This window comes from Pseudomonas sp. MWU12-3103b (genome assembly GCF_023100615.1).
Taxonomy (GTDB): Bacteria; Pseudomonadota; Gammaproteobacteria; order Pseudomonadales; family Pseudomonadaceae; genus Aquipseudomonas; species Aquipseudomonas putida_A.
This window is the reverse complement of record NZ_JALMEY010000005.1, coordinates 251,494-267,994: the sequence shown is the minus strand read 5'-3', so window position 1 is coordinate 267,994 and position 16,501 is coordinate 251,494. Positions and strand designations below refer to the sequence as shown.

14 protein-coding genes and 4 tRNA genes are annotated in these 16,501 nt (G+C 60.1%); 4 read left to right on the top strand and 14 right to left on the bottom strand.

Annotation, left to right across the window (positions count from 1 at the left end; genetic code table 11):
* Nucleotides 1–13: 13 nt before the first annotated feature.
* The 7 genes from M0808_RS11345 to rluD all read right to left on the bottom strand — a co-directional run bounded on the left by M0808_RS11345 (nt 14) and on the right by rluD (nt 5,103).
* A tRNA-Pro gene (locus M0808_RS11345) sits at nt 14–90 on the bottom strand.
* Nucleotides 91–187: 97 nt separating this feature from the next.
* Nucleotides 188–263, bottom strand: a tRNA-Lys gene (locus M0808_RS11340).
* 5 nt (nt 264–268) lie between these two features.
* Nucleotides 269–345: transfer RNA gene (locus M0808_RS11335), tRNA-Pro, on the bottom strand.
* Between the two features lie 9 nt (nt 346–354).
* Nucleotides 355–430: transfer RNA gene (locus tag M0808_RS11330), tRNA-Asn, on the bottom strand.
* Nucleotides 431–726: 296 nt separating this feature from the next.
* Entirely contained in the window at nt 727–3,291 is a 2,565-nt protein-coding gene (gene clpB, locus M0808_RS11325) for an ATP-dependent chaperone ClpB (RefSeq protein ID WP_027612807.1), read from the bottom strand.
* A gap of 130 nt (nt 3,292–3,421) precedes the next feature.
* Complete coding sequence (gene pgeF / locus M0808_RS11320) at nt 3,422–4,144, bottom strand: peptidoglycan editing factor PgeF (protein ID WP_247841114.1); 723 nt, start codon at nt 4,142–4,144, stop codon at nt 3,422–3,424.
* Nucleotides 4,141–5,103, bottom strand: a complete 963-nt coding sequence (rluD, locus tag M0808_RS11315; RefSeq protein ID WP_007963852.1) for a 23S rRNA pseudouridine(1911/1915/1917) synthase RluD — start codon at nt 5,101–5,103, stop codon at nt 4,141–4,143. Before rluD ends, pgeF begins: the two co-directional genes overlap by 4 nt.
* A 151-nt stretch (nt 5,104–5,254) precedes the next feature.
* Here rluD and M0808_RS11310 point away from each other — a divergent pair, with 151 nt between their 5' ends.
* The 4 genes from M0808_RS11310 (at nt 5,255) to M0808_RS11295 (ending at nt 9,560) form a co-directional block, all read left to right on the top strand.
* Nucleotides 5,255–6,277 (top strand): outer membrane protein assembly factor BamD, encoded by a 1,023-nt coding sequence (locus M0808_RS11310; RefSeq protein WP_247841112.1) that lies wholly within the window; start codon nt 5,255–5,257, stop codon nt 6,275–6,277.
* 127 nt (nt 6,278–6,404) lie between these two features.
* Nucleotides 6,405–6,638: a PP0621 family protein gene (locus M0808_RS11305; protein ID WP_027612810.1), complete on the top strand. Its 234-nt coding sequence runs from the start codon at nt 6,405–6,407 to the stop codon at nt 6,636–6,638.
* Nucleotides 6,628–8,217 (top strand): ATP-binding protein, encoded by a 1,590-nt coding sequence (locus tag M0808_RS11300; protein WP_247841150.1) that lies wholly within the window; start codon nt 6,628–6,630, stop codon nt 8,215–8,217. The genes M0808_RS11305 and M0808_RS11300 overlap by 11 nt, the downstream gene beginning before the upstream one ends.
* Nucleotides 8,214–9,560, top strand: coding sequence for a sigma-54 dependent transcriptional regulator (locus M0808_RS11295; RefSeq protein WP_247841110.1), 1,347 nt, complete (start codon nt 8,214–8,216; stop codon nt 9,558–9,560). The genes M0808_RS11300 and M0808_RS11295 overlap by 4 nt, the downstream gene beginning before the upstream one ends.
* 131 nt (nt 9,561–9,691) lie before the next feature.
* Here M0808_RS11295 and thiO read toward each other — a convergent pair whose 3' ends face one another.
* The 7 genes from thiO to M0808_RS11260 are packed head-to-tail and all read right to left on the bottom strand — an operon-like array spanning nt 9,692 to nt 16,456.
* Nucleotides 9,692–10,792, bottom strand: a complete 1,101-nt coding sequence (thiO, locus tag M0808_RS11290; protein WP_247841108.1) for a glycine oxidase ThiO — start codon at nt 10,790–10,792, stop codon at nt 9,692–9,694.
* Nucleotides 10,793–10,849: 57 nt separating this feature from the next.
* Nucleotides 10,850–11,251 carry a type IV pilin protein gene (locus M0808_RS11285; RefSeq protein WP_041065326.1) on the bottom strand — a complete coding sequence of 134 codons (402 nt, stop codon included), beginning with the start codon at nt 11,249–11,251 and terminating at the stop codon, nt 10,850–10,852.
* Between the two features lie 15 nt (nt 11,252–11,266).
* Nucleotides 11,267–14,350: a PilC/PilY family type IV pilus protein gene (locus M0808_RS11280; protein WP_247841106.1), complete on the bottom strand. Its 3,084-nt coding sequence runs from the start codon at nt 14,348–14,350 to the stop codon at nt 11,267–11,269.
* A complete protein-coding gene (locus M0808_RS11275) occupies nt 14,337–14,816 on the bottom strand; it encodes a PilX N-terminal domain-containing pilus assembly protein (protein WP_226501130.1) in 480 nt (159 codons plus the stop codon). Before M0808_RS11275 ends, M0808_RS11280 begins: the two co-directional genes overlap by 14 nt.
* Before the next feature lie 10 nt (nt 14,817–14,826).
* Nucleotides 14,827–15,540 carry a prepilin-type N-terminal cleavage/methylation domain-containing protein gene (locus M0808_RS11270; protein ID WP_247841104.1) on the bottom strand — a complete coding sequence of 238 codons (714 nt, stop codon included), beginning with the start codon at nt 15,538–15,540 and terminating at the stop codon, nt 14,827–14,829.
* Nucleotides 15,537–15,986 carry a type IV pilus modification protein PilV gene (gene pilV / locus M0808_RS11265; RefSeq protein WP_098965687.1) on the bottom strand — a complete coding sequence of 150 codons (450 nt, stop codon included), beginning with the start codon at nt 15,984–15,986 and terminating at the stop codon, nt 15,537–15,539. The genes M0808_RS11270 and pilV overlap by 4 nt, the downstream gene beginning before the upstream one ends.
* Nucleotides 15,983–16,456 (bottom strand): GspH/FimT family pseudopilin, encoded by a 474-nt coding sequence (locus tag M0808_RS11260; protein WP_247841102.1) that lies wholly within the window; start codon nt 16,454–16,456, stop codon nt 15,983–15,985. The genes pilV and M0808_RS11260 overlap by 4 nt, the downstream gene beginning before the upstream one ends.
* Nucleotides 16,457–16,501: the final 45 nt, after the last annotated feature.

The window sequence follows — 16,501 nt, the reverse complement described above, 5'->3', positions numbered from 1 at the left end:
AGGATTTTTAGTATGGTCGGGGTAAGGGGATTCGAACTCCTGACATCCTGCTCCCAAAGCAGGCGCGCTACCGGACTGCGCTATACCCCGGTAAAAAAAAGGCGACCTATCAAAGATCGCCTTCTTCGATCAGCGCTTTTGGCCTCTGATCTTAAGATTCGATCCCAGTGTTACCTGGTTTCAAAAATGGTGGGTCGTGTGGGATTCGAACCTACGACCAATTGGTTAAAAGCCAACTGCTCTACCAACTGAGCTAACGACCCAAAAATGGTCGGGGTAAGGGGATTCGAACTCCTGACATCCTGCTCCCAAAGCAGGCGCGCTACCGGACTGCGCTATACCCCGGTTTGAAATTGGCTCCGTGACCAGGACTCGAACCTGGGACCCAATGATTAACAGTCATTTGCTCTACCGACTGAGCTATCACGGAACTACATATTTCAATTTACAACGGTGAAACTTACAGCTCTTAGACTTCCGTTCGCATCGCTGCGTTCGTGTGTCTGAGGCGCGCTATTCTACAACCTAGAACACCTCTGTCAACCCCCTAAATCGCTTTCAAGTTAATGATTTGCAACTTATTTCAGATTTCAGCTCAGTGAGCTGAGATGCTGCGGGTGACTGACTGCGGGGCGCACTTTACAAGCCTTTTCCTTAGACTTCAACAGCCTAACGAAAAAAAGGCCTCGCAAAGCGAGGCCTTCCTTATTTCATTGGCGTTGCCGCTCAGTCGAAAACGATTTCGTCGTTCACGACCTTGCCGGTTGCTGTATCGCCCGGCAGGAAATGCCCCGACAGGATCAACTGCGCCAACGGGTTTTCGATCCAGCGCTGGATCGCACGTTTGAGTGGACGTGCGCCATAAACCGGGTCGTAACCAACGGCAATCAGCTTGTCCATCGCTTCCGGGCTCAGTTCCAGCTTCAGCTCGCGCTCGGCCAGACGACTGCGCAGACGGCCCAACTGGATCTCGGTAATGCCCGCGATCTGATCCCGCGCCAATGGCTCGAAGATCACTACTTCGTCGACCCGGTTGATGAACTCGGGACGGAAGTGCGACGTCAGCGCGTCCATCACCGCTGCACGCTGGGCCTCACGATCACCGACCAGTTCCTGGATCTGCGACGAACCGAGGTTCGAGGTCATGACGATCACGGTATTGCGGAAATCCACCGTGCGTCCGTGGCTGTCGGTCAGCCGTCCATCCTCCAGCACTTGCAGCAGGATGTTGAACACATCCGGATGCGCTTTCTCGACCTCGTCCAGCAGGATCACCGAGTAAGGCTTGCGGCGCACCGCTTCGGTCAGGTAACCGCCCTCCTCGTAGCCAACATAGCCTGGTGGCGCACCGATCAGCCGCGCCACGGAATGTTTCTCCATGAACTCGGACATGTCGATCCGCACCATCGCCTCTTCGGTATCAAAGAGGAATTCGGCCAGCGCCTTGCACAGCTCGGTTTTACCGACACCGGTCGGGCCGAGGAACATGAACGAGCCGCTCGGACGATTCGGATCCGCCAGTCCGGCACGCGAGCGCCGTACCGCGTTGGCGACCGCGACCACCGCCTCGTCCTGACCAATCACACGCTGATGCAACAGGCTTTCCATCTTCATCAGCTTGTCGCGCTCGCCTTCGAGCATTTTCGAGACCGGAATACCGGTCCACTTCGAAACGACTTCGGCGATTTCCTCTTCGGTCACCTTGCTGCGCAGCAACTGGTTTTCGCTCTTGCCGTGCTGGTCGACCATTTGCAGGCTGCGCTCCAGATCCGGGATCACCCCGTACTGCAATTCGGCCATGCGGTTGAGGTCGCCTTTACGGCGCGCCGCTTCCAGCTCCTGACGCGACTGCTCGATCTTTTGCTGAATCTGCGCCGAACCCTGTACCTCGGCTTTTTCCGAGTTCCAGATTTCTTCCAGATCCGAGTACTCACGCTCGAGACGGACGATTTCTTCCTGGAGTTTTTCCAGGCGTTTCATCGCCGCTTCATCGCTTTCTTTCTTCAGTGCCTGGGATTCAACCTTGAGCTGAATCAGGCGACGCTCCAGACGATCCAGCACTTCCGGCTTGGAGTCGATCTCCATGCGGATACGGCTGGCAGCCTCATCGATCAGGTCGATGGCCTTGTCCGGCAACTGCCGGTCAGTGATATAGCGATGGCTGAGCTTGGCCGCGGCGATAATCGCGCCGTCGGTGATCGCCACTTTATGGTGAACCTCGTAACGCTCCTTGAGGCCACGCAGAATGGCAATGGTGTCTTCCTCGCTCGGCTCATCCACCAGGACTTTCTGGAAGCGTCGCTCAAGCGCCGCATCCTTCTCTATATATTGGCGGTACTCGTTGAGCGTGGTTGCGCCGACGCAGTGCAGCTCACCGCGCGCCAGTGCCGGTTTGAGCATGTTGCCAGCATCCATCGAGCCTTCGCCCTTACCGGCGCCGACCATGGTGTGCAATTCGTCGATGAACAGAATGATCTGCCCTTCCTGCTTCGACAGCTCGTTGAGCAGCGCTTTCAGGCGTTCCTCGAACTCACCGCGATACTTGGCACCGGCAATCAGCGCGCCCATGTCCAGCGACAGCAGACGTTTGCCCTTGAGGCCGTCCGGCACTTCGCCGTTGATGATGCGCTGGGCCAGACCTTCGGCAATCGCGGTTTTACCCACGCCAGGTTCACCGATCAGCACCGGGTTGTTCTTGGTGCGACGCTGCAGAACCTGAATGGTGCGGCGAATTTCGTCGTCACGGCCGATCACCGGATCGAGCTTGCCTTCTTCGGCACGCTTGGTCAGGTCGACAGTGTATTTATCCAGCGCCTGACGCGACTCTTCGTGGTTGGCGTCATTTACCGCCTCACCACCGCGCAGATTGTTGATCGCGTTTTCCAAGGCTTTCTTGCTCACGCCCTGACCGAGCAGCAGTTTGCCGAGCTTGCTGTTCTCGTCCATCGCGGCGAGCAGCACCAGCTCGCTGGAAATGAACTGGTCGCCCTTCTGCTGAGCCAGGCGATCAGCCTGATTGAGCAGACGCGCCAGATCCTGCGACATGTTGACGTCGCCGGTCGGGTTCTGGATTTTCGGTAATTGGTCGAGCTCTTTGGTCAGCTCTTTGCGCAAGCTGTTGACGTCGAAGCCGACTTGCATCAACAGGGGTTTGATCGAACCACCCTGCTGTTCAAGCATGGCTTGCATCAAATGCGCCGGCTCGATGGCCGGATGATCGTGGCCAACGGCCAGGGATTGGGCGTCGGACAACGCCAACTGTAATTTGCTGGTTAAACGGTCTATACGCATGGGTCACCTTCCTTTTGAGCAGGCCGGACCTAAAAACCATCCTGAATAAAGAAACCTGCCAGATACCACTGTAGATGCGGTCGATTCTGGGAGATTCAAGCGTCAGCGAGTTGATTCAGGTCAGGCAAGTCTAGCGGGTAAGCCAGACAAGGGAGGCGAAACGGCCAGTGCGCGACGCACGGCGGTAAGAAAAGAAGCGTGGATCGGTCACAGTGCAGAAACCGCCGCCATAAACCGCAGTGACACCCCGTTCAGCCAGACGCAGGCGCGCCAGCAGATAGATGTCAGCCATGAACTTGCCAGCATTGTGGCTGGGGGCGAAGGCGGATGCCGCTTCCGGCAATTGATTGACGAAGACTTCGCGGACTTCCGGGCCGACTTCGAAGGCTTTCGGGCCAATGGCCGGGCCGAGCCAGACCAGTACGTCCGCCGCAGCGGTGTCGAGATGATCGAGAGTGGCTTCCAGTACGCCCGCCGCCAAACCGCGCCAACCAGCGTGAGCCGCCGCGACGCGAGTACCGGCACGGTTGCAGAACAATGCCGGCAGACAATCTGCGGTCATCGCCGTGCAGGCAATCCCGGGAGTCGCCGTCCAACTGGCATCGGCGGTGGCAACCACGCCCGAATCAGCATGGGCCACGGCAGTCCCGTGTACTTGCTGCAACCAGGCAGGCTTTATCAAGAAGTGTTCGGTCAGACGCCGACGATTCTCGGCGACTGCTTCCGGGCGATCATCGACATGATCACCCAGATTGAGGCTGTCGAACGGCGCCTCGCTGACACCCCCCTCGCGGGTGGTGACACAGGCCCTGACGCTGGCCGGCGCAGGCCAGTCCGGCGTCAGCCAGTTCATCCGACGAATGCCTCGCGATCCTGCTTGAGCAGGGTCAGCAGCCAGACGAAGTCTTCCGGCAGCGGCGATTCCCAGCTCATGCGCTCACCGGTGGTCGGATGATCCAGCTCGAGGAAGCGTGCGTGCAGAGCCTGACGCGGGAAGTGCTTGAGCGACTCGACCATGGTCGGGTTCGCGGCTGGCGGAATGCGGAAACGACCGCCGTACGCCGGGTCGCCGACCAACGGGAAGTTGATGTGCGACATATGTACACGGATCTGGTGGGTGCGGCCGGTTTCCAGTTTGACCCGCACATGCGTGTGGGACCGGAAACGCTCCAGCACGCGGTAGTGACTGACGGCCGGCTTGCCGCCTTCCATCACTGCCATGCGCTGGCGCTGCTGACCATGACGGCCGATCGGGGCGTTGATCTTGCCCCCGGCGGTCACGACACCGATCACGATGCACTCGTAGATCCGGCTGACGCTGCGGCTTTGCAACTGGGCAACGAGCTTGGTCTGCGCCTGAATGGTCTTGGCCACCACCATCAGACCGGTGGTGTCCTTGTCCAGGCGATGCACGATACCGGCGCGCGGGACATTGATGATGTCCGGCACATGGTGCAGCAAGGCATTGAGCAAGGTGCCATCGGCGTGGCCGGCAGCCGGGTGCACCACCAGGCCCGCAGGCTTGTTGATCACCAGGATGTCGTCGTCTTCATAGACGATGTCGAGCTCTATGTCCTGGGCGATCCACTCGCCCTGGGCTTCCTGCTCGGCAGTCAGCTCAAGAATGGCACCGCCATGCACGATGTCGCGCGGGCGGATGACCGCCCCGTCCACAGTCAGGCGACCTTCTTTGATCCAGGCGGAAAGGCGCGAGCGTGAGTGCTCAGCGAAGAGTTGGGCGGCGACTTGATCGAGGCGTTGGCCGCCCAAATCGGACGGCACCTCTGCGCGAAGTTCAATTTTATCGGACATGCTCTGACTGGGCGTCGGCACAGCCTTTGGTTTCGGCTGCGCGCTTGTGGTTAAATACGGCGTCTTTTGCCCCGAGGCTTTTCAACGGGGCGCTCATCATAACAGGACGGCCCCGCCCAAGACAGCGGCCGTCATAGGGACGCAAGCCGCCATGCAAGTGAAACACCTGCTGCTGATCGCCATCCTCGCATTGACCGCTGCTTGCTCATCGAAGGAAGTCGTAGACGAAAACCTCAGCGAAGCCGAGCTGTATCAGCAGGCTCAGACTGACCTGGACAACAACAGCTACACCAGCGCCACAGCCAAGCTGAAGGCCCTGGAGTCGCGTTATCCGTTCGGTCGCTACGCCGATCAGGCACAGCTGGAGTTGATCTACGCCAACTACAAGAACGCCGAACCGGAAGCTGCAAAGTCCGCCGCCGAGCGTTTCATTCGTTTGCATCCGCAGCATCCGAACGTGGATTACGCGTACTACTTGAAAGGTCTGACCTCTTTCGACCAGGACGTCGGCCTGCTGGCGCGTTTCCTGCCGCTGGACATGACCAAGCGTGACCCGGGCGCAGCCCGCGACTCGTACAACGAGTTCGCACAGCTGACCAGCCGCTACCCGAACAGCCGCTACGCGCCGGACGCCAAGCAGCGCATGATCTACCTGCGCAACCTGCTGGCCGCGTACGAAATCCACGTAGCCGACTACTACCTGACTCGTCAGGCCTACGTCGCCGCCGCCAACCGTGGCCGTTATGTAGTGGAAAACTTCCAGGAAACCCCATCGGTCGGCGACGGCCTGGCGGTGATGACCGAGGCTTACCAGCGTCTGCACCTGGACGATCTGGCCGCCACCAGTCTGGAAACCCTGAAGCTCAACTACCCGAACCACCCAAGCCTGCAGGACGGTCAGTTCGTGCCATCGGTCGCCGAAGCCGACAACCGCTCGTTCCTGAGCAAGGCGACTCTGGGTCTGATCGAATCGCGTCCACCGCTGCCGCCGGGAGAAACCCGCGCCAACCAGGACGTGCAGAAGCAGTTCCAGGACGCGAAAGACGCGATTCCGAACGAGCTCAAGCCTAAAGACGAAAACGGTGACGTGATCGAAGAAGAACATCACGAAGCCGCAGGCAACAACGATGACCGTTCGTGGTTCAGCTACATGACCTTCGGCGTGTTCGACTGATCACACCGGGCGTTACAAAAAAGGGAGATCTGCGGATCTCCCTTTTTCATGGCTGCGCATTAATAGTCTGTGCGCTTGCCGGCGCCTTGGCTAAACTGCCGAATCATTAGCCGAAAAGCCGCCCATCATGCTTCGTTTACTGTTCTGGATTGTCCTGATTTTCGCTGCGGTATGGCTGTGGCGCAAATTCAAGGCGCCCGCCTCGTCTGCCCAATCGCCCCGCGAGCAAGACGCCGCGCCGATGGTGCGCTGCGCTCACTGCGGCGTGCACCTGCCCCGCGACCGCGCGTTGAACCTTCAGCAACAATGGTATTGCAGCCAGGCTCACCTTGAGCAAGGCCCGGGTGCCAGTGATCGCTGAGGTCGCCAACGCCGACCGTAAACAGGCACAGCGCCTGCTGCGCCTGTATCATCTCTACCGTTTGAGCGTCGGCATCACCCTGGTGCTGCTGATCTCCAGCAACATGGACAACCGCCTGCTGACGTCAGCCGACGACGATCTGCTGCGCAGCGGCAGTTGGTTGTATCTGGTGCTGAACATTCTGCTGGTGGTGTTCCTGGAGAACACCCGCCGCCCGGCGCAGTTGTTCACCCTGGCCTTGGTCGATGTGCTGTTGCTGTGCGGCCTGTTCTACGCGGCGGGCGGCGTGGCCAGCGCCATCGGCAACCTGTTGATTGTCTCGGTGGCGATCGCCAACACCCTGCTGCGCCGGCGCATCGGCCTGCTGATTGCCGCCATCGGCGCACTCGGCATAGTCGGCTCCAGCTTTCTGCTGGGCTTCAGTCACCCCCTGAGTGCCAATGACTATCTGCAAGCCGGGACCCTCGGCGCTTTGTGTTTTGCCGCATCGTTGCTGGTCCAGGGCCTGATCCGGCGTCTGGAAGTCAGCGAAAATCTCGCCGAACAGCGTGCCAGCGAAGTCACCAGTCTTGAAGCCCTCAACGCCCTGATTCTGCAACGCATGCGCACCGGCATTCTGGTGCTCGACGAACAGCGCCGGGTACAGCTGGCCAATCACAGCGCGAAAAATCTGTTGGCCCAGTCGCATCTTGAAGGGCATTTGATCAGCGACTACTCGCCGGCATTAGTCGAGCGTCTGCAGCTGTGGCTGAGCAACCCGACCCTGCGCCCGCAGAGCCTGAAGATCCCCGGCAACGGCCTGGAACTGCAACCCAGCTTCATCGCCCTCGACCAGAGTCCCAACCAGCAAACCCTGGTGTTCCTCGAAGATCTGGCGCAAATCGCTCAGCAAGCCCAGCAGCTCAAACTCGCCGCACTGGGGCGTCTGACTGCCGGCATCTCCCATGAAATCCGCAATCCACTGGGCGCCATCAGTCATGCCGCGCAGCTATTGGCGGAGTCCGAGGAACTCGATAGCGCCGATCGGCGTCTGACGCAGATCATTCAAGACCACTCCCAGCGCATGAACCGAGTCATCGAAAACGTCCTGCAACTGTCGCGCCGCCAGCAAAGCGCTCCGCAACGGCTGGATCTCAAACCGTGGCTGGAACACTTTGTTGCCGAGAGCCGCGAGCAGGCGAGCGAGCGCCAGTCGATTCATTTGCGGATCAATTCCGGGGACTTCATCACGTTGATGGATCCCGACCAGCTCATGCAGATTCTCGACAATCTGTTACGCAACGGCTGGCGGCACAGTGCCCTGCTGCACGAGCAGGCCGAGGTCTGGCTGGCGCTGTTCGTCGACCCCGACAGCCAGCTGGCGGTGCTCGAAGTACAGGACAACGGCCCCGGTGTCCCGTCCGATCAGCAGGCGCATCTGTTCGAACCGTTCTTCACCACCAGCAGCCAAGGCACCGGCCTTGGGCTTTATCTGTCCCGTGAGCTGTGCGAAAGCAACCAGGCGCGCCTAGACTTCAAACCACGCCAAGGCGGCGGCTGCTTTCGCATCACCTTTGCTCACGGACGGAAACAAAGTTGAACACGAGCCCACGGCAAAAAATCCTCATCGTCGACGACGAACCGGATATCCGCGAACTCCTGGAAATCACCCTGGGACGGATGAAACTCGACACCTTCAGTGCTCGCAACCTCGGCGAAGCCCAGGCGCTGTTGCAACGCAATGCGTTCGACCTGTGCCTGACCGACATGCGCCTGCCCGACGGCACGGGGCTGGACCTGGTGCAGCACATCCAGCAACGTCATCCACAACTGCCGGTGGCGATGATCACCGCCTATGGCAGCCTGGAAACCGCGATCAATGCGCTGAAGGCCGGCGCCTTCGACTTCCTCACCAAGCCGGTTGATCTCACGCGCCTGCGCGAACTGGTCAGCACCGCATTGCGCATGCCAGTGGCGGGTGGCGTCGCATCGTCGATAGATCGGCGCCTGCTCGGCGACTCGCAGCCCATGCGCGACCTTCGCAAACAGATCGACAAATTGGCGCGCAGTCAGGCCCCGGTCTACATCAGCGGCGAATCGGGCAGCGGCAAAGAGCTGGTCGCGCGGTTGATCCACGAACAAGGGCCGCGCGCCAGCAAGCCGTTCGTGCCGGTCAATTGCGGGGCAATTCCGTCCGAACTGATGGAAAGCGAGTTTTTCGGCCACCGCAAGGGCAGCTTCACTGGCGCGGTCGAGGATAAACCCGGGCTGTTTCAGGCCGCGCACGGCGGTACCCTGTTTCTCGATGAAGTGGCGGATCTGCCGCTGTCGATGCAAGTCAAGCTGCTGCGGGCGATTCAGGAAAAAGCCGTGCGCAGCGTCGGCGGCCAGCAAGAAACCGTGGTCGATGTGCGCATTCTGTGCGCCACACACAAAGACCTGGAAGCGGAAGTCGCCGCCGGGCGCTTTCGCCAGGACCTCTATTACCGCTTGAATGTGATCGAACTGCGCGTGCCATCCCTGCGCGAACGGCGCGACGACATCGAAGTGCTGGCCACGCACATGCTCCAGCGTCTGGCCAGCAACAGTGGCCAGCCGGCAGCCCAATTGCACCCGCAAGCGCTTGAAGCACTGAAGCGTTATCGTTTTCCCGGAAATGTGCGAGAACTGGAGAATGTCCTCGAACGCGCGCACACGCTGTGCGAAAACCAGGTGATCGAGGCTGCGGATTTGCGCTTGAGCGAAGGCAATTGCGCAGTCGAGGATGGCATTGCCGACCTGACGCAGATCGACAACCTTGAGGATTATCTGGAGAACGTCGAGCGCAAGCTGATCCTGCAGGCGCTGGAGGAAACGCGCTGGAATCGTACGGCGGCAGCGCAGCGGTTGAGTCTGTCGTTTCGCTCGATGCGCTACAGGCTGAAGAAACTCGGTCTGGATTGAGGCCCCTTCGCGAGCAAGCCCGCTCCCACAGTAGATCTCGGTTGTTCACACAATTTGTGTTCACCGCAGATCCAATGTGGGAGCGGGCTTGCTCGCGAAAGCGCTCTGCCAGCCACCATAGAAATATCTGACTAAATGCGACCTTCAGGCGCATACGGCGCCGGATCAATAATCGGCGCACGCCCCAGCATCACATCGGCAAACAACTGACACGACGCCGGCGCCAGCACCAGGCCATTGCGGTAATGCCCGCAGTTAAGCCACAACCCCTCAAACCCCGGCACGCGGCCGATATACGGGATTCCCTCAGGCGAGCCCGGGCGCAAACCGGCCCAGTGCCCCACCACTTCGGCCTCCGCCAGCGCCGGCAGCAGCTCGACCGCCGAAGCCTTGAGGCTCTGCAACGCGACATCGGTCGGCGTCTTGTCGTAGCCTTCGTGCTCCAGCGTACTGCCGATCAGAATGTGCCCGTCGCGACGCGGAATCGCATAACGCCCCTTGGCCAGCACCATGCTCGGCAGGAAATCCGCTGCGCATTTGTAGAGAATCATCTGGCCCTTGACCGGCTCCACCGGCAGCGTCAGGTTCAGCGTCTTGAGCAGATCACCGCTCCATGCCCCGGCCGTCAGCACCACCTGATCGCCACTGATCACGCCTTTGGACGTCTCGACGCCAACCACCCGCTCGCCTTCGCGAACAAACCCGCTGACTTCGCATTGCTCGTGAATCGTCACGTTCGGCAGCGCCAGCAAAGCGGCTTTCAATGATTTGACCAGACGCGGGTTACGCACATTGGCCACATCGGCCATGTAGATCGCCCGGGAGAACCCGCCGCCCAACACCGGCACTGCGTCGTGCGCCGCCGAGATATCCACAGCCCGCAGCGGACGGTTTTCCCGCTCGGCCCAGGCCAGCGCCTCGGCTTCATCCTCCAGATCCAGCCAATACAGGCCGGTGGTGTGCACTTCAGGATCAACCCCGGTATCGGCAAACAGCCGCTCGCCCAGCTGTGGATAAAAATCCTGCGACCAATGCGCCAGCGCGGTGACTGCCGGGCTGTAGCGCCACGGGTACAGCGGTGAAACGATACCGCCGCCGGCCCAGGACGATTCCTGGCCGACGTTCGAGCGATCCAGCAGCACCACGCTGCGCACTTCGGAGGCGAGGTTGTAGGCGGTCAGCAGGCCAATCACCCCGCCACCGACAATCACCACTTGCTGTTGCCTGGTCATGTTTGATCCAACCGTAAAAAAGACAGTGGGCGCAAAAGGCGCCCTTAAGAAGGTACCTCAGCGGCCCCAGCAATCCTTGGTGGTCAGCCCGGTGGTTGCGTTGTTCATACTTCTGACGCCGGTGTTGGTCAGGGTGAAGTCCCCGCACTTGTCGGTGGCCATGGTCGTGCCAGCCTTGCGGGTGGCCGTCAGCAGGAAGGTCTGGTCAGCGATCGTCGGGGTGATGGTGTAGAAATCATTGCCCGTGCTCAGACCGGTGATGCCGGTATAAACATTGTTCTTGGTGTAGAAGCGCTCGAGGATTTGCGCCTGTTCCGAGAGCAGCGACACCACTTCGGCGCGGCGGCCTTTTTTCAGGTATTCGGTGTAGCTCGGTGCGGCGATGGTGATGATGATCCCGATGATCGCAATCACGATCATGATTTCGATCAGGGTGAAGCCTCGGTTGAATCTGCGCATGCCTCAAACTCTCACTTACTGTATTTGTCGCCACATGATACGACGGCTGCCGCCGCCGGATTTTTCCACCAGAGTGGTGACGGTGCCACTGGAATCGTTGACGATCTTGCGCGTCGCGCCGTTGACGATGGCGTTCAGGGTGGGGATCCCGCCGGTGAACACCACGCCGCTGGAAATCGTGTCGTTGCTGTCGACCACGCCATCGGCGTTGGTATCGAGCACAGCGTAGTTGAGCATCTTACCGCTGAACGCATCCAGTTCGACCAGTTTACCGGTACCGAAACTGGCACACGGGTCGGTGGTATCGACACTGGCGGTGGTAAACACGATGCGTCCGAGCACCAGACTGGCCTGATTGATCACCCGCTCGCCGGTCAGCACGTTGTTGTACACCAACGGCAGGTACCAGCCCTTCTCCCCCGGATAGGTCGTGTCATTCTGGCTGGTGGTGATGAACTGTCCGGCGCTGCCGGAGAACACCCCGGTCACTGCTTGCGCCTGCAAGCTGCTGACGGTCAACTGGCCGGAACCACCATCGGCGTCCCACACTGAGTAGAACGCCTGCAAATCCTTGTTGGTCTTGTCGGCGGTCTCGTTGAATTTGCCGGTGCCGACAAAGATCTGTTTGCCCCCCAGCGAATTATCCGCCAGCAGCGGCTGCGCGGTGATCGGCTGGGTCGCCCCGCCCGCCGTGGTGAACAACGGTTTACCGGAAAACGCCACGCCCCAGCTGTCGGTCGACGTCGCGCTCAGATCGAACTTCCACAATCGCCCTTTCAGGTCACCGCCGTAAGCGGCCTGCACCACGTTGGAAGAATTGACCTTGAGCTTCACCGACGACAGGCCATTGGTGGTTTCGGTGCTGTCGATCACGATTTTCTTGATCAACGAACCGTCACGCACATCCAGCACATACAACGCCGCCACCCCGGAGTTGCTGCCATAACCATTGGCAATGAATGCCGCCCAACGACCATCGGCCAAGCGTGCCACTTCCGGCCGGGCATAGGCATAACCCAGATCATTGAAAGCGTTGGCGGTGTTCGCCGTGGCAGGTGCACTGACTTCCCACAGGGCATTGAGCACATTGCCCGCCGACGCGTCGAACAGTTGCAGCGCATAGAAAGTCTTGCCGCCAGCACCGGTACCGCCGATGGCCAGGGTTTTCCAGGCGCTGTTGATTTGCGCGTCGTACACACCGACCTGACCGTCCACCAGAAACTTGTGGCTGACGCCATTGATGTACGCCGGGTCGGCAATCAGCCGCAGCGACGGCAACACGCTGGACGGCATGTAGGCATAACGCCGGGTGCCGTTGGCCGAGTTGATCACATTGACGAAACCGTCGTTGGCATTCACCACCAGACTTGAATTCATGTTCGCCGATTTGGTGGTCAGATACGTGGTGTAGGTGGTGTCACCCGAGAGGTCGGAGGCGGTTTTATCGCTGGGCGAGGCCAGCACCAGCGGCGAGTTGATGATGTCGCCGAGCAATACGCTGCGCACCTTCAGCCCGGTCTTGTTGGTGCCCTTGCTCCACTCCACCAGGTCGCTGCCGCTGATACCGGTGGGCAGGCTCTGGCTGAGCGTCGTCTGTTGGGCTGCGGAAAAGTTGCCATAGGCCAGGGTAACGGCGGCGTTACTGGAGGTGTTCCACGATTGATAGGTTGGAGCGGTCGCGCCCGGCACGATCGTGGTATCGGTGGTCCACAGGGCTGTCGAAGTATTCACCGCGCCGGCCGAGGTGAAGCCGAAGGATTTGATCGTGCCGCGCCAGTCCTTGGGGTCGTAGCTGGTCTGGAAATAACTGGTGCCACTGGCCAGCGTAGTGCCGCTGGTGACGCCGCTGCCCCCGGACCCGGCCTTGGAGGTGATGTCGCTCAAGGCCGAGGACAGCGCGGTGTTGAGGCCGGTGCTGTCGGTGGCCTGGTAATACTTGCCTTGCCCATAGGCAGCGGCGTCGGAAAGCATGTCGTTGTCGGCAGTAAAGCCGACGGTGTAGGTGTTCATGTTCTGCTTGGGAAAATCCGCCGAGCCCCAGCTCTTGCCCGCGAGATCGGTACCTGTCGACCGCATGTCGATGTCGAACGCAAACTTGGCAATGTCATCCAGATACAGCGTGTCACCCTCGTTATCGCCATTGAGATTGTTGCCATCATTATTGATGCCATCCCAGTTCGGCAGACGACTGCCACCCAACGGATCGTTGGTTGGGAAGGTACGATCGTAGGTCGGCAAACCGTCAGTGATCACTACGCCGTAGTTCTTTTGGCAGCGGTACTGGATCGGACTGGTGTAAGTGGTGGGTGTGCTGTTGTAGTACGGCGTCATGCCGCGCATGTACCGGGTGATTTCGTAATAGGTTTCTGCCAGCGGCGTGTTGGCCACGGCCCCCAAACCACCGATCGCCGAAATCAACGCATTGTAGTTGGCGTCGGCCTGCGCCTGGGTCACGCTGCCGGAGACCGGCGACAGATCACTGATGGAACGAGCGATGTATCCACCGTTCCCGGGGTTGTTGCTGGTCACCGGGTTGAAGGTCGACAGGCCCATGCGCAAGTTACGGTTGCTGGTGACCAGTGCCGTGGACACGTTGCGCGCGACGTTGATCCGATAGTCGTTGGGAATCGCCCCGGTGGTGAAGTCGCGAGTGCCGTTGTTGATCGCCAGCCCGACCACATAGGCGATGTAATCCCCGGTGTAGCGGGTGTTGCCGCCACCCACCGGATCCGGCAGTTTCAGGCACAACGGCGCGACGCTGTTGTTGTAGAAGGCGAAGGCGCCGCCGGAGCAACCGGAGGTCGGCAGGTTCGAGAGAAACACCGGATCGCCAGTGATCGCCGTTGAACTCAGGCACAGCCCGAGCAACGCATTACATTGCCGGGCCGGTGTACGCGTGACGTCGGGGTCGAATCCTGCCGCGTAAATGATGCTGTTCATGCTGCCCGAATCATCGATCAGCAACATCACGTTGGGCGGCACCGCCGCAGCACTCAACAGTGGCGAATCGGACGGCGTGAACGCATACGCCGGCGCCGCCAGATACAAGCTCAGCAGCATCCCCGCCAACAACGTCCGGCAGCGCTCAATACTTCGCATAGACACTCTCCACCACACTGCGCGAAGTACCAGCAATGCCGACAGCGGTCACTCGGTACAGGGTCGCCGACGTGTTGCTCGGCACGTTGACCGCCGTCAGGGTGGTGCCAATGTTCTGCACCCCATAAAAGCCATTACCGGCAGCGATCCATGTGACCCCGGAAGTCGAATTGAGCCCCGCCGCACTGACCACCGAAGACTCTGCCGGCGGTGCACACTGTGTAGTGCTGGCGCACACCGCCAGCGAATAACTGTCGAGTTGCACCGCACTCTCGCCGATGCGCAACGCTGCCTCGGCGGTCTGGAACGACTGATTGCGCAGGCTGACGCTGCCGGCCATTTTTTCCTGCAGGTTGGCGCTCTGCATCGAGGACAGCCCGATCAAGGTCAGCAGCAACAGAAACACCAGACTGACCAGCAACACCATTCCGCGCTGGGTTTGCCTCTGGTTGAACGTGATCCTCATCATTCCGGCCTCACTGCAAGCGGTTGCGCAAAGCGGCAACCACGTTGAAGGTTTGATTGGCCACCCGGTTGTTCGGGTCAGTGAGGGTCAGGCTCAGTCGCACACTGCGGATGCGCGCCGGATCGCTAGGGTTGGCACTGTAGGAGGACGCCGCGACATCGGTGGCGGACGTCGCCAGACCGAACATCACAGTGAAGGCGCTGACATTGTTCACCAGCACCTGTTGGGTCGGGGTACCGCTGCCGGTGCCCATGAGAATCTGGTTGTTGCTGAAGCTGTAGATCAAGCGGCGGATCGGAAAAGCGATCTGCCCGCTCGCTGCCGCCCGCAACCCGGTATAGGCCGTGGCGCTGTTGCGGCAATCGGAGACCACCGTCCAGGTTGGCGTACCACCATTGCCACCGACATCGGCAGTGACCAGGGTCAGCTTGAGGTTGCTGTTGTCCCAACTGATCGGGATGATCTGCGCCGCGTTGAAATCCCCCGCCGAGCTCGCGTCAGTAATCGTGCCCAGACAGCCGAACATGCCAACCATGCGCAGTTCCTGAATCATCTTGCTCAGGACAAAACGTGCGTCTTCCTGCATCGCAGCGGCGGTGTTCTGGCTGACGTAAGTGTTTTTGGCTGCAAGGAACGTCTGCACCACCCCCAGTACGATGATCAGCCCAAGCGCTAGCGCGATGAGCATTTCGATCAGGCCGAACCCCCGCTGATCATGCTTCATGGCGTGGCCACCGGATCGACCGTGGCGCGACTGGTCAGAACGAAGCTGCGGGTGGTACCGGTGGCATTCGCGGCCCGTGAGTCATTCCAGTTGATGGTGATGGTGTACACCCGCTGATTGAGGGTGATCGTACCGGTGGCGGTCGGCCCGCCGAAATTGACGATGTTAGTGGTGAAATCGTAGAGATCCTGATCGCGCGCCACGCTGAGGTTGCCCGAGGTAGGCGGCGTGACGGTGTAATCAGCGGCGGAGTTGGCACGGATGCGGTCCATCATGTCGTAGGCGATGAAGCTGGCCTGACTGGTCATTCGCGAACTGTCAGTGTACTTCAGCGCATTCACTTGAACGGCTGCCGCGCCCAATATCCCGACCGTCAGAATCAGCAACGCGACCAGCACTTCGATCAGCGACATGCCCTCCTGTGCCTGTGTACTCCCTGCCCTCATCCGCAACTTCCACCCGATTGAATTCGTCCATTCAGACACACGTTCAGCGTCCTGCTTTGCGTTCCCAGTACGTAACTGATGACCACCGCTGTCGACGGCGCCGCCAGGCCACCCAGATTATTGAAATCCAGTGCGGTCACTCCTGAGGGTAGCGTCAGAGTCGCGCCGCTGCTCATCGCTGGAACAACCCGCAATACATTGGCCGGTGTTCCAGTACTGTCGTAGACCGACAATTCGCCGGTCCACACGCTGCCGCCGGCGCTCGGGCGCAAGCGCGTGGTCACGCCGCGATCAATCGCCTCCAGCCGGGCATAGTTGATGGCGCGCTGCAGGTCGCCCATTTCCGTGTCGGCCTTGCTGCTCTGGATCGAGCGGGTAAAACCCGGCACCGCCAGGGTGATGAGGATCACCATCACCGCTACCGCAGCCAACAACTCGGGTAGCGTGAAACCTTTTGTACGAAGATCCATCGATGCCCTCCGTTGCCGTCGGCTATACCTGCTTCTACAAACTAG